A 16,816-nucleotide genomic window follows, 5' to 3' on the forward strand; every position below is an offset into this window, starting at 1 on the left:
ATAATGAAAATAGCAAAACCTTTCAGTAAAATGATGTGTTTGCTTTTATTTGTGTTTGCTACAGCTTCCTTTGCACAGACAACAATAAAAGTTACCTATTACACGGGTTCCACACAGAACTACACGATTGAAAACAGCGGAAAACTTTACTTTTCAGGCAGCAATTTGTTGGTGAAAACCGCGAGTTCCGCTTCCGATATTTCTATCCCTACCGGTATTATCCGGAAAATTACTCTTTCGTCATCTATTTTAGCCACTCAGGAAATCGGGATAAATAAAGACCAGATCAGGTTATACCCGAATCCATCCGCAGAATTCATCAGAATAACATCAGACAAAAAAGAATCTTTAAAGGTGAAAATCTATTCTGTCGAAGGAAGACTTGTTCTGTCGGGAACTTATCAACCCAATGAAGACATCAATATCAGCAGCTTCAGAGAAGGCTTTTATCTGGTGCAGGTTAACAACACAACTTTAAAACTGATTAAAAAATGAGAAAGTATTTATATATCGTAATTGCATGTTTTTTGTCTTTTGGATTAAAAGCCCAAAGCAATATTGTGGCGCATAATTCGGGAAACAATATGTACGCTTCTCCTACTCCGGTTGTCGACAGCATTAAATTTGACTCAAATTATACAAAATTTCACATTAACGGAGCTGCAGCAAGTTTAGACTTACCGAAAAGCATCGTTGACAGTTTAACATTCTCTGCTACTGCAGTTAGCTTAACTAAAATTTATATTATTTACAAAGGTTCAGAAAATGCAACCATTATCAATCCTTATTCTAATCAGGGAGTTACTATTACGGCAACAGGCGGAACGGTGAATGTTGTTTCAACAGCAACCATCAATAATTTAGAATATAATTTACTTGGAACAAGCACAACAGGAAGTCTCACGATGAGCTCTTCTCTTCCCGCAAGTTTTGTAATGAATAATTTAAATCTTACCAATGCTTCCGGATCTGCCATTAATATCACCGGCGGACAAACTCATACTTTTACCCTTCAGGCAGGGACAACAAATTCATTAACAGACGGTTCTTCAAGCACAAAAAACGGGACATTACAAACCGATGGAAAAATAATTTTTACAGGAACAGGAACTTTAAGCATTAAAGGAATTAAAAAGCACGGTATTTCCACTTCGGCAGGAATTGAAGTTCAGAACGGAAATATTACGGTAACTTCCGCCGCATCAGACGGTTTTCATTCGGAAGGTTATGTCATGAGCAGCGGAACGGTAAACATCACAGCAACCGGGGACGCAATTGATGCAGGAGATACAGCGATCTCTATTTCGGGAGGAAATGTAACCGCAACTTTGGCTTCAGCCGATGTAAAAGCGATAAAAACAGGAACTTCAACCATCGGAATTTCGGGAGGCACATTTAATTTAACTTTAACTGGCGCACAATCGAAAGCCATCAGTGCAAAAGGAAACATTACTTTCGACGGAGGAAATATTACTGCCGCACTTTCCGGAGCAGCAGTTCTTACCGCTTCAGGAAGCGGCTACGATCCTTCGTATTCCACAGCCATAAAAACCGATGCAAGCGTTATTGTAAACGGAGGAACCTTCAATCTTTCTTTAGCTTCTACGGCAAACGGGGGGAAAGGAATTTCAGCCGCTCAGAATATTACAGTCAATAATGGAAATTTAACGATTACCACAGCAGGAAACGGAGCTACTTACACCAATACAACAGGCGTTTTGGACTCTTACTCTTCTTCCGCCATTACAGCAGACGGAAATCTTCTGATTAATGCAGGTTCTGTGACGACAACAAGTTCGGGAACAGGAGGAAAAGGCTTAAAAGCAGACGGAACGATAACGATAGGAAGCGCAACAGGAAATCCTGTTTTACTGATTAAAACAACTGGAGCCCGATTTTTAGTATCCGGAACAGATTACAGTCACCCGAAAACTTTGGTTGCAACCGGAGCTGTTACAATCAACAATGGAAACAATACGTTTAATTCTACAGATGACGGGATTCATTCGGATGCATCGGTTACCATAAATGGAGGGACAAATACGGTTTCCGCAATTTCGTCTACTTCGGGAGTTGGTGAAGGTGTAGAAGCACCGATCATTACTTTAGCAGGAGGAGTAAACAATATAACGGCTTCCAACGACGGAATTAATGCAACTTACGGAACAGTTGCCGGAGGAACGGAGTCTAATGACAACAGCCATCTGTACATTACCGGAGGAATTAATATCGTAGCAGGAAGCGACGCGATCGACAGCAACGGAAATATCACCATTACAGGCGGAACAACTATTGTAAACGGACCGACAAGTCAGCCGGAAGAAGGAATTGATTACAACGGAACTTTTTTAATGAACGGAGGTTTTCTGATTTCTGCGGGATCGAATGCAAGTATGACCAAAGCAATGGGAGCTGCTTCCACACAGGTAAGTATGTTCCTGAAATCCAGCGCACAGCTTGCAGCCACTTCTATGCTGCATATTGAAAATGCTTCGGGAACGGAAATGGTAACCTTCAAGCCTAAAAACGGAGTGTATTATTTCCATTTTTCAAGTCCGAATCTTGCAAACAGTACTACTTATAAGGTTTATTTTGGCGGAAGTTATACCGGCGGAAGCTATGTAGGAGGAACTTCAGGATGGGGATTATACACCGGAGGAACTTATTCTACTTCTGGAGGAACGCTTAAAAGTACCTTTACCACTTCAGCAACCAATACCGTAAATACAGTATCATTCTAATTATCATTTTAATAATTTACAACCAGCCTCTTAATGAAAATTAGGAGGCTTTTTCGTAACAGGGGCATAAAAATTGCTTCCTGAAAGAAAAACAATAAATGATTAAAAAATTACTTTTCTCTGCTCTTTGTGCTTCTATTTCTGTCAGTTTAATTTCCTGTCAAAAAGAGATTCCATTTATTCCGTCCGGAAAAAAAGTGGACAAACAGGCAATTGCAGACAGTACGATTATTGCTTTTGAAAAAAGTCTTCTGAAAAACCAGATCGATTCTGTTTTCAAAAAATATCAGTTTAACGGAAGTGTGGCGGTTTTCAAAGATTCGGTTGAACTGTACAGAAAAAATCAGGGCTTTGCAGATTTTAAAGATCAATTAAAAATGAATGACAGTACTGTTTTTGCCATCGGTTCTGTAAGCAAACAATTTACCGCTGTTTTAATTCTGCTTCAGATGGAACAGGGAAAACTGAATGTAGACGATAAAGTTTCAACGTATTTAAAGGAGTTTCAAAATAAAAATTACGAAAACATTACCATTCATCAGCTTCTGAACCATACTTCGGGACTGAATACTTTAGGCGGAAAGCTCCAGTTTAAAAGCGGAACGGATTTCTTTTATTCCAACGACGGTTTTAATACATTGGGAAAAATTGTGGAAAAAGTTTCGGGTAAATCGTATGACGAAAATGTTTTAGATTTATTTAAAACAGCCGGAATGAATCATTCTTCAACTGCGACTTCTTTTGCGGGAGAAAACTTTGCCGGAGCTTATTTAGGCAACAGAAAAAATTTCGAAAAGATACATAATATGCCGAAAAGACTTGCCGGTAAAGACATCGGAGTTCCTGCGGGCGGAATTTTATCCACCATTAACGATCTTCATGTGTGGAACACTGCTTTATACAGCGGAAAAATCCTCCGTCCTGAAACACTGAAAAAGTTTGAATCTAAAAGTGCAGAAAGACATCATGCTATTTTCGGGAAAATGGGTTATGGATACGGAATTATGAGCAACATCGGAAAACCGTCGGCATTTTTCCACAGCGGTTACGTTAAAGGCTCACCTTCATTAAATATCTTTTATCCGGAAACAAAAACTTCGGTTATTATCCTTTCCAATATCGCCGATGAGGAACAGGGAAAAGGATTTACTTTTAAACCTCACGTTGAGATCAAAAAAATTACAGATGCTTTGGAAAGTACTATTTCGGAGATGAATTCTACAAAAGGAAATGCAATGAAGATGTAAATTATTCAGCAGAAAGATTCAGAAACTCTTTCATTTTTTCTAATGATTTTTTATGTTCGAAAAAATTGATAAGACCGAAAATAATTATTACCTGTATACAGTAAGGAAGAACTAATGTTGCCAGAACAAAAATAATTTCGCTGTGATCGTTAGTTCTGAAAAACAGATACGGATAAATACCTTTCTTGGAAATGATCTGTGCCATTGAAGTCATAGAAACAACCAGTAAGCCAGTATTTTGCTGATACATAGAATAAAAAAGTCTGCCTCTGTATTTAAAATCCTGTTTTACATATTTCCAGATTTTACGATTAAAAAACCAGACTCCAAAAGTAAATAGAACGAACAATCCATTTTGTATTTTGAAAAGAGTACTGTAAACTTCCTCATTATTGGCTAAAAAAATTAAAAGAATATTGACAGCAAAAGAAATCAATCCCAATAACAATGATCGTTTAAGAATATTATTGTATCTGGCTTTCGCTATTTTTTTTACAATAACCGGAATTTCTTCACTGTAGAAAACAGAATATTTCGTCATTTTAAATTCACTTTCCCACAATTTTTGGGTTTTATGAAAAGCTTCCTGAAAATTTAAATTTTCTTCTGTCTGAATATCAGCAACCTGAGAAATCATATGATCTTTCACTTCCAGCAAAATATCCAGAGGAAGCCTATGAAGCATAAGATAATCTGTAATCTCCTTTTCCTGTTCTTTAGTCATCATTTTAAATTTTAAACTAAAACATTAATTTTCTTTGAATTGAAATACAATAACTGAAGCTGAACCGCCAAAGAATATACCGATAGAAATTTTGAAACATTCATATCCATGATTTTCCAGTTTTCTACTGTTATAAAAGATCCAAAAGCAAAGATCAGCACTCCGAAAAAAAGATTTCTAAGCAGTAAAGGATGAAAGCTCATGGCGATATAATTGGAAAACTTCATCTTTTTAGCAATGAAACTGTATGCCAAGAGAATTGTTAAGCTTCCCAACAATACAATCTGAACTGTAAAAAAAACATCCGTATTTAAAAACATTATGAATATTGCTGCTGTTGCAAGAATGAAAGAAAAAATGCCAATCTTTCTAAACCTCTGCTGTAAAATAACTTTTTCGATTCTTGCTACTTTTTTGAACGAAAGAAAATCTGCGTTTACCATTTCCAGCTCATTCTTCCAACTGATTTTAGTTTTCAGAAAAGCCTCGGAAAAACTTAAATTTTCAGACAGCATCAGATGACTGATCTGGGAAATAAAATGATCTTTCACTTCAGCTAAAATCTGAGCAGTCAGTTTTTTTGAATTCAGATATAATTCTATTTGATGTTCCTGTTCTTTGGTTATCATATATTAAAAATCGTATTGAGGTTAAATAAATAATTTTTCATTTCTGCTTCCTGTTCTGCTTGCTGCTTTTTCCCTTTTTCGGTCAGAAGATAATATTTCCGGTCTCTTCCGTTGATCTTCTGGATTTCAGACAAAATCATTCCTTCCGCTTCCAGCTTATGCAAAAGCGGATACAGCGCACCTTCCGTCATTTCCAGTTCGCCCTGCGTAAGTTCTTTGGCGCGCTGCGTGATCTGGTATCCATACATCTTTACTTCCCTGGCAAGAAGCTTCAGGATGATGTTTTGGAGGGTTCCTTTATAAAGACTATTCTTTTTCAATATCTCATCTTTTATACCTAGCAAATCTATACATAATTTTCTTATGCATCATAATTAATTTTAAAATTCTTAATTTCAATCAATGAAAAAGATGTATTTCATCGCCATTTATCCGCCACAAAAAATTATTGAAGAAGTAAAAATATTCAAACAGGACTTTGCATTAAATTTTGACAATTCCAAAGCTCTGAAAAATGAAGCGCACATTACTTTGTTTCCGCCGTTTTCCAGAGAGGTTACTTTAGAAAATGACATTCTGGAAGCTTTCCATAAGATTGATACCGCTGTTTCTCCTTTTGAAATTGAACTGAATGGTTTCGGAAGTTTTGCCCATACTAAAAATCCCGTAGTCTTTGTGAGACCTGAAAACAATGAACAACTCAATGATCTTTATCTTCGTGTGAAAGAGATATTCAACTTTATGAATTATTCTTTCCACCCTCATGTAACGGTGGGTTTTCGAAATCTGACGTGGGAAAACTATCTGAAAGCATGGGAGAAATATCAAGAAAAAGAATATAAAACTAAATTCTTAGTTGATAAAATCACTTTGCTTCGACATGATGAAAACTGGATTCCTATTGCAGAAAAGAAACTGGAACTGCTGTAAAATATGATTCAAAAAATTTCATTCTTAAAAGTCTGAAAGTTCATATCTTTGAAGCAATGATTGCAGAGAAGATTATTTTAGGAATCGACCCGGGAACAACCGTGATGGGTTTTGGAATTATTTCCATAAAAAAAGGAAAAATGGAAATGATTTCCATCCATGAATTATTGCTGAAAAAGTATCCGAACCACGAAACCAAACTTAAATATATTTTTGATAAAACTTTGGCGCTGATTGACGAATTTCATCCTGATGAGGTTGCTCTTGAAGCTCCTTTCTACGGAAAAAATGTTCAGAGTATGCTGAAATTAGGTCGCGCACAAGGGGTTGCGATGGCGGCAAGTCTTCACAGGAATATCCCGATAACAGAATATTCTCCGAAAAAAATAAAAATGGCGATCACCGGAAACGGAAATGCCAGTAAAGAACAGGTTGCAGGAATGCTCCAAAGTCTTTTAAATCTGAAAGAATTTCCCACAAAATATCTCGATGCCTCCGATGGATTGGCAGTTGCGGTATGTCATCATTTCAATTCCGGAACGATTGCAGATACAAAATCTTATACCGGCTGGGAAAGCTTTTTAAAACAGAATCCGGACCGGCTGAAATAAAAATCACTCACAGATAAATATTTTGTGAGTGATTGATTGGTTTACTTTGTTTTGTATTCTTCGGGGGTAATTTTAAAATCGGCGGTCGGTTTTCCGTTTTTATCATAGTAACTATATACCATGGTTACATCATTATCCCTGAATTCTTTAATCTCCGGCGAAGTTTTAATAACTCTTAAAGCTCCTTCTTTCGCATTGTTTTTAAAAACTTGAATTTCTTCAGGACTTACACTTTCTTTTACATCGTCGGTTAGGGTATAATTATATTTAAAAATTTTTCCCGGCTGTACAGAAACGCTGTCGAGACGCACTCCGTCGGCAAGATTCTGAGGTGTCGTTTTGTTGATGTTTGCGGCAACTTCTTTCAGATCATCATCTATCGATTTTTCTTTGGTACAGGAAGTAAGCGCAAACGAAGCCATTGCCAGAGAAAGACAGATTACATTTTTCATATTTTGATATTTAGTGATTATACATAAAGATAAGAATATTTTATTTAATAAATTTAATTAATTGATTTACAGTAAAATAATAAAACAAACCCGTATACTTGGTAAAACATAATACTATCTTTTACATTGGTATGATTTTTAGTAGTACATTTGTATAAATTTTTCTATCATGAAAAACAACCAACAAACTATAAATCAGGTGAATTATAAAATAAACTGGTTCCAAAAGTTTCTGATGGTCTGTTCCGGAGGAAACATTCATATTCTGAGAAAAACTCCGAGCGAATGGAATAAATTCGCGGGAATCGGAGGAATTGTACTTTTCACGGCTGTATTTGCAACACTTTCCGCAGGTTATGCGATGTATACGGTTTTCGATGACATCTGGACAGCGATAGGCTTCGGTGTTTTATGGGGTTTAATGATTTTTAATCTGGACCGATACATCGTTTCTTCCATCAAAAAGACAGGAACATGGTGGAATCAGATTCTAATGGCAATTCCAAGATTAATTTTAGCGACTTTTTTAGGAATTATTATTTCGAAACCTCTCGAACTTAAAATTTTTGAAAAGGAAGTAAACAAACAACTGAATACCATCATTCAGAGAAATAAAAAACAGCTTCAGGGCGAGATGAACGGAAGAATTCTTCAGCAAAGCGGACCTTTTGAGACTGAAAAGAAACAAATCTCCGATAAAATCGCCAACTATCAAAAATCGTATGATTCCGCTTCTGTAGAGCTTGAAAAAGAAATTTTAGGAAAGCAATCCGGATTAACCAGCGGAAAAGAAGGTTTCGGTCCCAATGCAAAACGAAAGCAGGAACTGAAAGAACAGAGAAGACTTGATCTGGAAAATTACCAGAAACAGGTTGCTCCCAGACTGGAATATTTAGATAAAGAAATTTCTAAAGTATATACCAATCTGGAAACGGAGAGAAAATCTACCGAGACTTTTGAAGATAAATTCAATGGTTTTGCAGCAAGATTACAGGCTTTGGATGAACTGGGAAAAAACTCCGCCATTATCGGTTTAGCTGCCGCTTTTATTATGGGACTTTTTATCTGTCTTGAAATTTCTCCGGTTTTGGTAAAACTAATTTCCCACGTCGGACCTTACGATTATCTTTTAGAAAAAACAGAAAATGATTTCAGATTATATTCAAAAGAAAAAGTGGAAAAAGGCAATGCTTTAACAGATTTCAGGATCGAAGACTTTAAAGATAAACTTCAAAAATAACCTATTATTAGTAACAATATAAGCCTTTCAGAAACCTCTGGAAGGTTTTTTCATTAATATAACAAAAATATGTAGAATAATATCTACCTTTACAACACCTAATTAAAACTAATTTATTCGTCATGAAAAAACTTGTATTAGGATGCACATTGCTATTGAGCATGGCATCTACTTCTGTTTTAAAAGCACAAGCTTCAGAGCCTTTTTTAGGGCAAATCGCATTCGTACCTTACAATTTTGTTCCGAAAAACTGGGCTGCCTGTAACGGACAGCTTTTACCAATTTCGCAAAATCAGGCTTTATTTGCACTTTTAGGAACCACTTATGGAGGAAACGGAACCACAACATTCGCTTTACCTGATATGAGAGGAAGAGTTTTGGTACACGAAGGACAGGCTCCGGGAGGACCTACCAACTACACGATGGGACAAAGCGGAGGAACAGAATCTGTAACACTTCAGGTAACACAAATGCCACCTCACTCACACACGGTAAATGCTGTAACCGCAGAAGGAAATCAGAATTCTCCTACGAATAATCTTCCTGCCGATACAAAAGGATTAGATAAAGAATACTCTGATGCTGCTGCAAATACAACCATGAAATCTACGATGGTAAACCAGACAGGAGGAGGACAGCCACACGAAAACAGGCCTCCTTTCGTTACTCTGAAGTGTATTATTGCTTTACAAGGTATTTTCCCGTCACAATTTTAAAATATCAGCATGAAAACTCTTTATCTTTTATGTCTTGCTTTGGGCGGTTCTGCCTTTGCACAGACGATCACCTTTAACGGTTGTCATAATATATTTGATAATCAGAATTTTGTTTTTACAAAAACGGGAGTAGACGCCTTTAATAAAGGGATATATATTACAACACCTTTAGACGGACAACCTTGTGGAGGCTTAGGAACCTGCGAATTTAAAATTCAGTGGAACAACACATTAAGCAGATGGGAATTCCTTGCTGATGAAGGATACGGAACTTTTTCAAGCCCAAACTTAATCTACTATAATTCTACGGGTAACAATAATTTCGTACAAAATCCACCATCAATTACTTTTGGAACCTGGGTTGAGAATACATCATTTACTTCACAAGCCGGAGGTTGCGGAGGAAATCTTACGACTTCCAATGCGACCATGACGGGAGATTTGCACAGTACATCACTTGCAGCTTCTGATGTGAGGAACAGTGCTTCTGCCATTCAGATCTTCCCCAATCCTGTTGCTGAGATCATTAAAATTTCAGGGATAAAAGACGGAAAATCTGTTCAGATCTACAATATGGCTGGACAAATTGTAAAATCTGAAGAATTTAATGAAAAAGTAAATGTTTCTGAACTGAGTGCAGGAATCTATCTTTTGAAAATTAATACTAAAAATTTCCAGACTCACGAATTTAAGTTTGTGAAGAAATAAAAATTTTATTATATGTGATGAGCCTTCGCCAAAAGCGGAGGTTTTTTTATTGAAATTAAATAATTCACAACTTTAAGATTTTTTAAAAATGAGAAAATATTTTTTATATATTTGATATGATACAAATCAAAATTAATCTATTATGAAAAATCTTAAAAAAATTTCAAGACAAAGCTTAAAAAGCATTAAAGGAGGATTCAAAATGTGTGATGCAAACCAGGAAAACTTCGGATGCGGAGATTCATCTATTTTTTGCTGCGGACCTGGAGGATGCAGAAGAATTCAGGATCTTCCACCAGGATCTTGTATCGTTTCTCCGTTTTAATAAGATTAGAAGCCATTGCTGTTGCAGTGGCTTTTTATTTTTATATAGGCTAAACTGAAGTGAATTTATAAAAAGATTAAAAAGGCTACCTCAACATTGAGATAGCCTTTAAGTATATTTAATCTATTATTACAAAGAATAATTCGGAGCTTCCTGCGTGATGATGACATCGTGCGGGTGAGATTCTTTCAATCCGCTTCCTGTGATCATTACCATTTTTGTATCGTTTTGTAACGCTTCAATATCTTTAGCGCCACAATATCCCATTCCCGCTCTCAGACCTCCTGTTAGCTGGAAAATTACTTCTTCCAGAGATCCTTTGCTTGGAACTCTTCCTTCGATTCCTTCCGGAACGAATTTCTTAGCCTCACTCTGGAAATATCTCTCTTTTCCTCCTCTCTTCATCGCAGAAAGACTTCCCATTCCCTGATAAGTCTTGAATTTTCTACCCTGGAAAATGATTTCTTCACCCGGAGCTTCATCAGTTCCTGCCAAAAGCGAACCTAACATTACGGCTCCTGCTCCACTGGCAATCGCTTTTACGATATCTCCGGAAAGCTTGATTCCACCGTCTGCAATTACAGCTACGTTCTTTGTTTTCGCATATTCGTAAACATTGTAAATTGCGGATAACTGAGGAACTCCTACTCCTGCAACCACTCTCGTTGTACAGATTGAACCGGGACCTACTCCTACTTTCAGAACATTTGCTCCCGCTTCGATTAAATCTTTAGCCGCTTCAGCCGTTACGATATTTCCTCCAACGATATCCAGATCCGGATATGCCTGTCGGATTTCTTTAATTTTATTTAAGACTCCGATAGAATGCCCGTGAGCTGAATCGATTCCAATGATATCAACGCCTGCTTTTACAAGCGCCTCGATTCTTTCCAGTGTATCTTCTCCTACTCCCACTCCTGCTCCAACGATTAATCTTCCGCTCTGATCTTTGTTCGCGTTTGGATATTCTAACTGATTGTCGATATCTTTAATGGTAATTAATCCTACCAGTTTATTTTCAGCATCTACGATCGGAAGCTTTTCCACTCTGTTTTTAAGAAGAATTTCTTTCGCTTTCTCCAGATTGGTATTTTTATCAGAAGTAATCAGCTTTTCTTTCGTCATGATCTCTTCCACCTTCATGTCAAGATTTTCCTGATACTTTACGTCTCTGTTGGTGATGATCCCGATTAAAGTATTTTCGGCATCTACAACAGGAAGTCCGGAGATTTTATATTTCGCCATTGTTTCTTTAGCCTGAGCCAAAGTATGATCTTTTGAAAGGGTAACAGGATCTGAAATCATTCCGTTTTCCGAACGCTTTACACGATTAACCTGTGCAGCCTGTTCAGCGATCGTCATGTTTTTATGAATAAATCCTAAACCGCCGACTCTTGCCAGTGCAATTGCCAGTTCAGCCTCTGTAACAGTATCCATTGCAGCGGAAACAATCGGAACATTAAGCGTAATTTTGTCGGTAAGTCTTGATTTTAAAGAAACCTGATTAGGTAAAACTTCTGAATAAGAAGGGACTAGAAGCACGTCATCGAAAGTGATGGCTGTCTCTACAATTTTGTTATGAATAGACATCTTTACTTTCTTGCAAAATTAAGGTATTTTACCGAAATACGAAAATCGATTTTCATAGTTTAAATAAAACTTAATAATCAATAACTTAAATCAAAAAACCGCTCCTTTTTACGGAACGGTAGTTTGTATAAAAAAACAATTTAGTAATATGATTTGATGATATATTGCTATTTATCGGATGCCGAAGCAATCATTTTTGATATATCATTGGCTGTAAAATTTCCGCGAACATCTAAAAAAACAAGCTCTTTATCTGAATTTACAGTAATCAGCATATTTTTAATAACCTCATCTTTCTGTTTCACCCGAATGTCAACATTTTCACCATTATGTTTTATGGTTGCCCATTCTTCATAATTATTGTTATTTAAATACTTTGCAAAATCATTCAACATCGACTTATCTCCGTTTTCAACAGTCAAAATTTTAATTTTAGAGACTTTTCTAATCAGGCGGATTACCTCTTCATTATCTTCACCATCTTCTCTTAATGCTTTTTTAATAACAGGTTTTGCTAAAAACATCGGAACATTGATGGTGGTAAATTTTGCCCCTTTAAAATCGTTTCCGGAATCTGAAAAGTAAGCCATTTTACCGGCTCCCGAAGAAACTATACAGGATTGTAACATGAACATCGCACAGGCGATAAGAAAAAGGTGTTTTAATATTTTCATGGCAATTTGGATTTAAATTAAATTTTTAGTTGATGGGTTTTAAACTTCCGCCTGACATTTTGCTGATGTCTGAAGTAATTTCAGGATTTCCTCTGTATCGGATGGTTCCGCCTGATGAAGCCTTCGCTTTTAATTTATCTACCGCATTTACAGAAAGGTTAGATCCCGAAGTAGATTCCGCTTCCACTTGATTTGCCTGAAATGCTTCGCCTTTACAAACCGCACCGCTGCTGACATCAAAAGCTGCTGTTTCTGCCTCACCTTGAATACTTGCATCTGACCCGCTTGATCCTTTAAATACTAAGCTTCTGGAATTTACTTCAACTTTCACGCTTGTTCCTGAAGACGCTTCCACTAAAGCATTATTCGAAATATTGAATTTCCCTTTCACCACAGAACCTGAAGATGCATCAATGGTAAGGTTATTTTCTTTTACAGAATTAATCGTGGTAAAAGTTGCTCCCGAAGACGCTTTAATGTTATCCATTCTTGGCGAAGAAACGTTGACACTGATGTTTTTAAATTTTAAATTTTTCTGTCCTTTGTTATCAACATACACTTTCAGAACGCCGTTGTCAACTTTTGTAATAATGTACTGAAGCTTATCGGCATCGGCAATTACCTTTACATTGGTAGGACTTTCCTGCTTGAACACCAGATTAACACCCGTACTCACCTGAACTCCAGAGAATTCGCCTACATTTCTGGATTCGCCATTCAGATAAGAAGAGGTATTTTCCGAAGTGAGGTTATTTCTGGTATTGGTAACCGGATTTGTTTTTGTTTCTGTAGAATTGATGATTTTATTGATATCATTCATCGAAAGTTTTCCGTCCAGTTTTACAAGAATATTTTCCTCTCCGCCGCTATCGATGCTCAATAATAGATCATCCAAAATTCCGTTTTTCTCTTCTGCTGAAAGAAATTTTATTTTAGCTCCGTTACTGTTCATCGTCATGATTTCACTGTACTTAAGATTGCTTAAATAAGAAGAAATGTCTTTGTTGATTTGCGACAGCTTCTGTCCTTTCGCAGAACTTCCGTCTTGTGGTTTTTCGGCAATGAAAACTTTCAGTCCGTTAATTTTGGATAATAACGGTTTTATCTGATCCAGTTCAGCATCTCCCAAATCCAGATTGCTCAGCATTCCGAACATCGGTTTGGCAATTTTAATGGACGTTACTCCTTCCACTTCCTGATATTTATCAAAAAGTTGATCTAACTTATCTTTTTCCTGCCCGTAAATATTAAAGAAATGGGAAAAAGCGAGTGCGAATATTATGAATACTTTTTTCATGAGTCAATTTTTTATTTTGGATTATTAGTGCCTGATCAGGTGCATAATCTTTTAAGGTTAATTAATAATCGTCATCCACGACGGTTGGTTTTGCTAATTTTTCACTAACGTTATTTGCAAATATTTGAAATGAATACTTAGTCACATTAATTGCTTCTTCTACATTTTCGATTCTCTTTCCGTTAACGATAACATAAGAATCTTTATATCCTGTAGAATCCGCAGCTTTAGAGGAGTTATATACATACTTCGGCTTTCTTTCTTTCTTCAGCCTTCCTCTTTTCGGTAAAATTTCATCCAGATAATCTTTCTCGGCAACCGGAGTTTCATGAAAAACCGAATCTTTTTTCGCTCCGGAAACTGAATCATTCGGCAGGTTTACCGCTACCTGTTCCGTATGTTCACTGTTTTCTTCGATGAAATTATCTTTTTGCTTCTTTATCTGTTTTTCAACCAACTGAGCCTGATTTTCCACATTTGAATTGTGAGTATAATTAAAAATAAGACCAACACTCAACAGCAAAACTACGCTTGCAGCCATCCAGAACCACTTCGGGAACGATGGTTTTGTTTTCGTATCGATAGGGACGATCGGCGTTATATTTTCCTGAACCTCATCATTTTTTTCTTCCGTTTTTTTCAGAAAATCATTAAAATCCCAGTTCATTTTTTCTTCCTTTAAATTCTGGAAGATTTCGTCGTATTTATCTTGAAATTTGTCGTTGCTCATAACTCATCAATTGTGAAATTTGTTCTTTTACTTTTTGTCTGGCCCGCATAAGATTTACTCTTACTGCATTCTCCTCCATTTCCAGCATTTCTCCGATTTCCGAGACTTCATATTCTTCTACATCCTTCAAATGGATTACCATTTTCTGTTTTTCCGGAAGCTGATTAATGAAACCAATGATGTGTTCCTTTAAATTATTGACTTCCATACTGTAAAGTTCGGAACGGTGAAGCTGCATATCTGCAAATCCCAGCTTTACATCGTGATGCTTCAGTCTGTTCAGGCACTCGTTCCGGACCGATTTCAGAGCATAGGATTTTAAATTCCCAAACTGCTCCAGTTCTTCTTTCTTCTGCCAGAATTTAATCATAAGATCCTGCACCACGTCTTCTGCTTCATCACTGCTCATGACAAACCTTTTCGCAAAGCGATACATCTCATCTTTGAGAATGAATACCGTACTTCTGAAAGTTTCTTGGGTCATAAGTTTTGTTTCTATAAGTAAGACAACCGGATTTTACATTTCATTACATTAAAAATAAAAAAACTTCAAAAAAATTTGAAGTTTCCCTTATTGATCGTATTAATACGCATCAAAAATATGTTTAAAAATAGCCTTATCCTCATCTGTTAAAGGCACTTTTCTTCTTGCCATTGCCCGTTCTGCCACTTCGTAGGCTTTGTCCAACTTAAATTTCTCATCTCCTTTAAAACCTCCCCAAGAAAAATTTTCAACCAAATTCGGAGGAAAACCTTCTTTGAAAATATTGGAAGCGACTCCAACTACAGTTCCTGTATTCAATTGGGTATTGATTGCTGTTTTGGAATGATCCCCCATAATTAAACCTGCAAACTGCAATCCTGTATCTTCGAAAGATTTGGTTCTGTAGTTCCACAATTTTACGTGACCGTAATTATTTTTAAGATTGGAAGAATTGGTATCTGCTCCCAGATTACACCATTCTCCGATCACCGAATTTCCAACAAAACCGTCATGACCTTTATTAGAATAGCCAAAAATAATAATATTGCTGACTTCTCCGCCCACTTTACAATGAGGACCAATTGTTGTTGCTCCGTAAATCTTCGCGCCTAAATTAAACTTAGACTCTTCACACAGCGCAATCGGACCACGAAGATTACAGCCCTCCATTACCTCAGCATTTTTCCCGATATAGATCTTGCCTGTTTTTGTATTAATGGTCGAAAATTCAATTTGTGCTCCTTCTTCTATAAACAGATCTTCTTTATTTCCTAAAAATCCATTGGTTGAAGAAAGCTCCTGAGAAACTCTGCCTTTTGTAAGCAATGCAAAATCGAAATCTATAGCTTCTTTATTATAGGTAAAAAGATCCGTCGGTTTTTTAAAGAAAATAAGCCCCTCTTTAATGTCCGTCATTTTCTCAATCTGATGCAGAGAGAAACCATCCATATTGATTTTTGCAGCGACTAACTCATCTTCATACACCAATGCTTCTCCCTGTTTCAGGTCTTTGATCTGCTGAATCACATTTTCTGTCGGTAAAAAATTCGTCACCAGAAAAAGACTCTCTTTTTTTGCAGGCTCAGGAAATTTTCCCTGCAGATACATCTCCGTAAAGAAAGAAATCTCGGTGTTTTCTAAAATTTTCTGCCATCTTTCGGAGAAAGTAAGAATTCCGCATCGCATTTCTGCAACGGGACGTGTAAAAGTAAGCGGAAGAAAATCTTCCCAGTATTGTGCATCTGAAAATACTAATTGCATCGTTCAGTTTTTAGTTTAAAATGAATGTTTAACGTCTAAACAAAAATACAACAAAAAAGTCCTCCGGAAACCGAAAGACTTTTAAATATTATGATCACAAAAAATTACTTAGCGAATTTTTTGTATTTGTTCATGAACTTATCAACTCTACCTGCAGTGTCAACTAACTTCACTTTACCAGTGTAGAAAGGGTGAGAAGTTGAAGAGATTTCCATTTTAATCAATGGGTATTCTTGTCCTTCGTACTCGATAGTATCTTTTGTTTCTGCAGTAGACTTGCAAAGAAACACCTCGTCGTTACTCATATCTTTGAAAACAACAAGTCTATAATTTTCTGGGTGGATTCCGTTTTTCATAATACAATTTTTAAAAAATTAAAGTTTGCTTTCGAAATAGTAATGGATATTTCTCTGCTAATTTTAGGGTGCAAAAATACAATAATTTTTTTAAATTACAAA

Annotated in this window: 20 protein-coding genes; 9 read left to right on the forward strand and 11 right to left on the reverse strand. The window is 36.4% G+C overall.

Annotated features, from left to right (window positions below):
• Positions 1-3 precede the first annotated feature (3 nt).
• From QWT87_RS10965 to QWT87_RS10975, 3 genes are all read left to right on the forward strand, one after another.
• Positions 4-495 (forward strand): T9SS type A sorting domain-containing protein, encoded by a 492-nt coding sequence (locus tag QWT87_RS10965; RefSeq protein WP_302716112.1) that lies wholly within the window; start codon positions 4-6, stop codon positions 493-495.
• The gene (locus QWT87_RS10970) at positions 492-2,741 is read left to right on the forward strand and encodes a carbohydrate-binding domain-containing protein (protein ID WP_302716113.1); all 2,250 of its coding nucleotides are present in this window, start codon (positions 492-494) and stop codon (positions 2,739-2,741) included. Before QWT87_RS10965 ends, QWT87_RS10970 begins: the two co-directional genes overlap by 4 nt.
• 98 nt (positions 2,742-2,839) lie before the next feature.
• A complete protein-coding gene (locus QWT87_RS10975; RefSeq protein WP_302716114.1) occupies positions 2,840-3,988 on the forward strand; it encodes a serine hydrolase domain-containing protein in 1,149 nt (382 codons plus the stop codon).
• 1 nt (position 3,989) lies between these two features.
• On the opposite strand, the gene QWT87_RS10980 is transcribed toward QWT87_RS10975, so the two are convergent.
• From QWT87_RS10980 to QWT87_RS10990, 3 genes are read right to left on the reverse strand one after another with little or no spacing between them, the layout of a single operon-like run.
• Positions 3,990-4,715: a hypothetical protein gene (locus QWT87_RS10980; protein ID WP_302716115.1), complete on the reverse strand. Its 726-nt coding sequence runs from the start codon at positions 4,713-4,715 to the stop codon at positions 3,990-3,992.
• Between the two features lie 8 nt (positions 4,716-4,723).
• Positions 4,724-5,341, reverse strand: coding sequence for a hypothetical protein (locus QWT87_RS10985; protein WP_302716116.1), 618 nt, complete (start codon positions 5,339-5,341; stop codon positions 4,724-4,726).
• Positions 5,338-5,661 carry a PadR family transcriptional regulator gene (locus QWT87_RS10990; protein ID WP_302716117.1) on the reverse strand — a complete coding sequence of 108 codons (324 nt, stop codon included), beginning with the start codon at positions 5,659-5,661 and terminating at the stop codon, positions 5,338-5,340. The genes QWT87_RS10985 and QWT87_RS10990 overlap by 4 nt, the downstream gene beginning before the upstream one ends.
• A gap of 82 nt (positions 5,662-5,743) precedes the next feature.
• On the opposite strand from QWT87_RS10990, the gene QWT87_RS10995 reads away from it, so the two are divergent.
• Both QWT87_RS10995 and ruvC read left to right on the forward strand, forming a co-directional pair.
• Positions 5,744-6,271, forward strand: coding sequence for a 2'-5' RNA ligase family protein (locus tag QWT87_RS10995; protein WP_302716118.1), 528 nt, complete (start codon positions 5,744-5,746; stop codon positions 6,269-6,271).
• A 56-nt stretch (positions 6,272-6,327) separates the two neighbouring features.
• A complete protein-coding gene (gene ruvC / locus QWT87_RS11000; protein ID WP_076396396.1) occupies positions 6,328-6,882 on the forward strand; it encodes a crossover junction endodeoxyribonuclease RuvC in 555 nt (184 codons plus the stop codon).
• 41 nt (positions 6,883-6,923) lie between these two features.
• On the opposite strand, the gene QWT87_RS11005 is transcribed toward ruvC, so the two are convergent.
• Complete coding sequence (locus QWT87_RS11005; protein WP_116099400.1) at positions 6,924-7,334, reverse strand: hypothetical protein; 411 nt, start codon at positions 7,332-7,334, stop codon at positions 6,924-6,926.
• A 169-nt stretch (positions 7,335-7,503) separates the two neighbouring features.
• On the opposite strand from QWT87_RS11005, the gene QWT87_RS11010 reads away from it, so the two are divergent.
• The 4 genes from QWT87_RS11010 (at position 7,504) to QWT87_RS11025 (ending at position 10,323) form a co-directional block, all read left to right on the forward strand.
• On the forward strand, positions 7,504-8,574 hold the full coding sequence (locus tag QWT87_RS11010; protein ID WP_302716119.1) for a DUF4407 domain-containing protein: 1,071 nt from the start codon (positions 7,504-7,506) through the stop codon (positions 8,572-8,574).
• 122 nt (positions 8,575-8,696) lie between these two features.
• Positions 8,697-9,290, forward strand: a complete 594-nt coding sequence (locus QWT87_RS11015) for a phage tail protein (protein ID WP_087707115.1) — start codon at positions 8,697-8,699, stop codon at positions 9,288-9,290.
• A gap of 9 nt (positions 9,291-9,299) precedes the next feature.
• On the forward strand, positions 9,300-9,998 hold the full coding sequence (locus tag QWT87_RS11020; protein WP_302716120.1) for a T9SS type A sorting domain-containing protein: 699 nt from the start codon (positions 9,300-9,302) through the stop codon (positions 9,996-9,998).
• 142 nt (positions 9,999-10,140) lie between these two features.
• Positions 10,141-10,323 carry a bacteriocin-like protein gene (locus QWT87_RS11025; protein ID WP_087707109.1) on the forward strand — a complete coding sequence of 61 codons (183 nt, stop codon included), beginning with the start codon at positions 10,141-10,143 and terminating at the stop codon, positions 10,321-10,323.
• Positions 10,324-10,452: 129 nt separating this feature from the next.
• Here the strand turns inward: QWT87_RS11025 and guaB are convergent, their stop codons facing one another.
• The 7 genes from guaB to QWT87_RS11060 all read right to left on the reverse strand — a co-directional run bounded on the left by guaB (position 10,453) and on the right by QWT87_RS11060 (position 16,714).
• Positions 10,453-11,913, reverse strand: coding sequence for an IMP dehydrogenase (gene guaB / locus QWT87_RS11030; protein WP_108409352.1), 1,461 nt, complete (start codon positions 11,911-11,913; stop codon positions 10,453-10,455).
• A 167-nt stretch (positions 11,914-12,080) separates the two neighbouring features.
• Positions 12,081-12,587, reverse strand: coding sequence for a DUF4252 domain-containing protein (locus QWT87_RS11035; protein WP_302716121.1), 507 nt, complete (start codon positions 12,585-12,587; stop codon positions 12,081-12,083).
• Between the two features lie 25 nt (positions 12,588-12,612).
• Positions 12,613-13,884 carry a DUF4252 domain-containing protein gene (locus QWT87_RS11040; protein WP_302716122.1) on the reverse strand — a complete coding sequence of 424 codons (1,272 nt, stop codon included), beginning with the start codon at positions 13,882-13,884 and terminating at the stop codon, positions 12,613-12,615.
• 61 nt (positions 13,885-13,945) lie between these two features.
• Entirely contained in the window at positions 13,946-14,614 is a 669-nt protein-coding gene (locus QWT87_RS11045; RefSeq protein ID WP_302716123.1) for a hypothetical protein, read from the reverse strand.
• A complete protein-coding gene (locus QWT87_RS11050; protein WP_076396412.1) occupies positions 14,589-15,098 on the reverse strand; it encodes an RNA polymerase sigma factor in 510 nt (169 codons plus the stop codon). The genes QWT87_RS11045 and QWT87_RS11050 overlap by 26 nt, the downstream gene beginning before the upstream one ends.
• Positions 15,099-15,197: 99 nt before the next feature.
• A complete protein-coding gene (locus QWT87_RS11055) occupies positions 15,198-16,358 on the reverse strand; it encodes a GlmU family protein (protein ID WP_302716124.1) in 1,161 nt (386 codons plus the stop codon).
• A 104-nt stretch (positions 16,359-16,462) separates the two neighbouring features.
• Positions 16,463-16,714, reverse strand: a complete 252-nt coding sequence (locus QWT87_RS11060; protein WP_002976190.1) for a type B 50S ribosomal protein L31 — start codon at positions 16,712-16,714, stop codon at positions 16,463-16,465.
• Between the last annotated feature and the right edge of the window lie 102 nt (positions 16,715-16,816).

It is taken from the genome of Chryseobacterium urinae, assembly GCF_030518295.1.
Lineage (GTDB): Bacteria > Bacteroidota > Bacteroidia > Flavobacteriales > Weeksellaceae > Chryseobacterium > Chryseobacterium mucoviscidosis.

Bases quoted from the DNA above. Each gene is read 5' to 3' on its own strand.
- QWT87_RS10970 (WP_302716113.1), top strand. From the start codon at position 492: ATGAGAAAGTATTTATATATCGTAATTGCATGTTTTTTGTCTTTTGGA.
- QWT87_RS11025 (WP_087707109.1), top strand. From the start codon at position 10,141: ATGAAAAATCTTAAAAAAATTTCAAGACAAAGCTTAAAAAGCATTAAA.
- QWT87_RS11055 (WP_302716124.1), bottom strand. From the start codon at position 16,358: ATGCAATTAGTATTTTCAGATGCACAATACTGGGAAGATTTTCTTCCG.
- QWT87_RS11015 (WP_087707115.1), top strand. From the start codon at position 8,697: ATGAAAAAACTTGTATTAGGATGCACATTGCTATTGAGCATGGCATCT.
- ruvC (WP_076396396.1), top strand. From the start codon at position 6,328: ATGATTGCAGAGAAGATTATTTTAGGAATCGACCCGGGAACAACCGTG.
- QWT87_RS11050 (WP_076396412.1), bottom strand. From the start codon at position 15,098: ATGACCCAAGAAACTTTCAGAAGTACGGTATTCATTCTCAAAGATGAG.
- QWT87_RS11045 (WP_302716123.1), bottom strand. From the start codon at position 14,614: ATGAGCAACGACAAATTTCAAGATAAATACGACGAAATCTTCCAGAAT.
- QWT87_RS11005 (WP_116099400.1), bottom strand. From the start codon at position 7,334: ATGAAAAATGTAATCTGTCTTTCTCTGGCAATGGCTTCGTTTGCGCTT.
- QWT87_RS11040 (WP_302716122.1), bottom strand. From the start codon at position 13,884: ATGAAAAAAGTATTCATAATATTCGCACTCGCTTTTTCCCATTTCTTT.
- QWT87_RS10995 (WP_302716118.1), top strand. From the start codon at position 5,744: ATGAAAAAGATGTATTTCATCGCCATTTATCCGCCACAAAAAATTATT.
- QWT87_RS10980 (WP_302716115.1), bottom strand. From the start codon at position 4,715: ATGATGACTAAAGAACAGGAAAAGGAGATTACAGATTATCTTATGCTT.
- QWT87_RS11010 (WP_302716119.1), top strand. From the start codon at position 7,504: ATGAAAAACAACCAACAAACTATAAATCAGGTGAATTATAAAATAAAC.
- QWT87_RS11035 (WP_302716121.1), bottom strand. From the start codon at position 12,587: ATGAAAATATTAAAACACCTTTTTCTTATCGCCTGTGCGATGTTCATG.
- QWT87_RS10975 (WP_302716114.1), top strand. From the start codon at position 2,840: ATGATTAAAAAATTACTTTTCTCTGCTCTTTGTGCTTCTATTTCTGTC.
- QWT87_RS11020 (WP_302716120.1), top strand. From the start codon at position 9,300: ATGAAAACTCTTTATCTTTTATGTCTTGCTTTGGGCGGTTCTGCCTTT.
- QWT87_RS10985 (WP_302716116.1), bottom strand. From the start codon at position 5,341: ATGATAACCAAAGAACAGGAACATCAAATAGAATTATATCTGAATTCA.
- QWT87_RS11060 (WP_002976190.1), bottom strand. From the start codon at position 16,714: ATGAAAAACGGAATCCACCCAGAAAATTATAGACTTGTTGTTTTCAAA.
- guaB (WP_108409352.1), bottom strand. From the start codon at position 11,913: ATGTCTATTCATAACAAAATTGTAGAGACAGCCATCACTTTCGATGAC.
- QWT87_RS10965 (WP_302716112.1), top strand. From the start codon at position 4: ATGAAAATAGCAAAACCTTTCAGTAAAATGATGTGTTTGCTTTTATTT.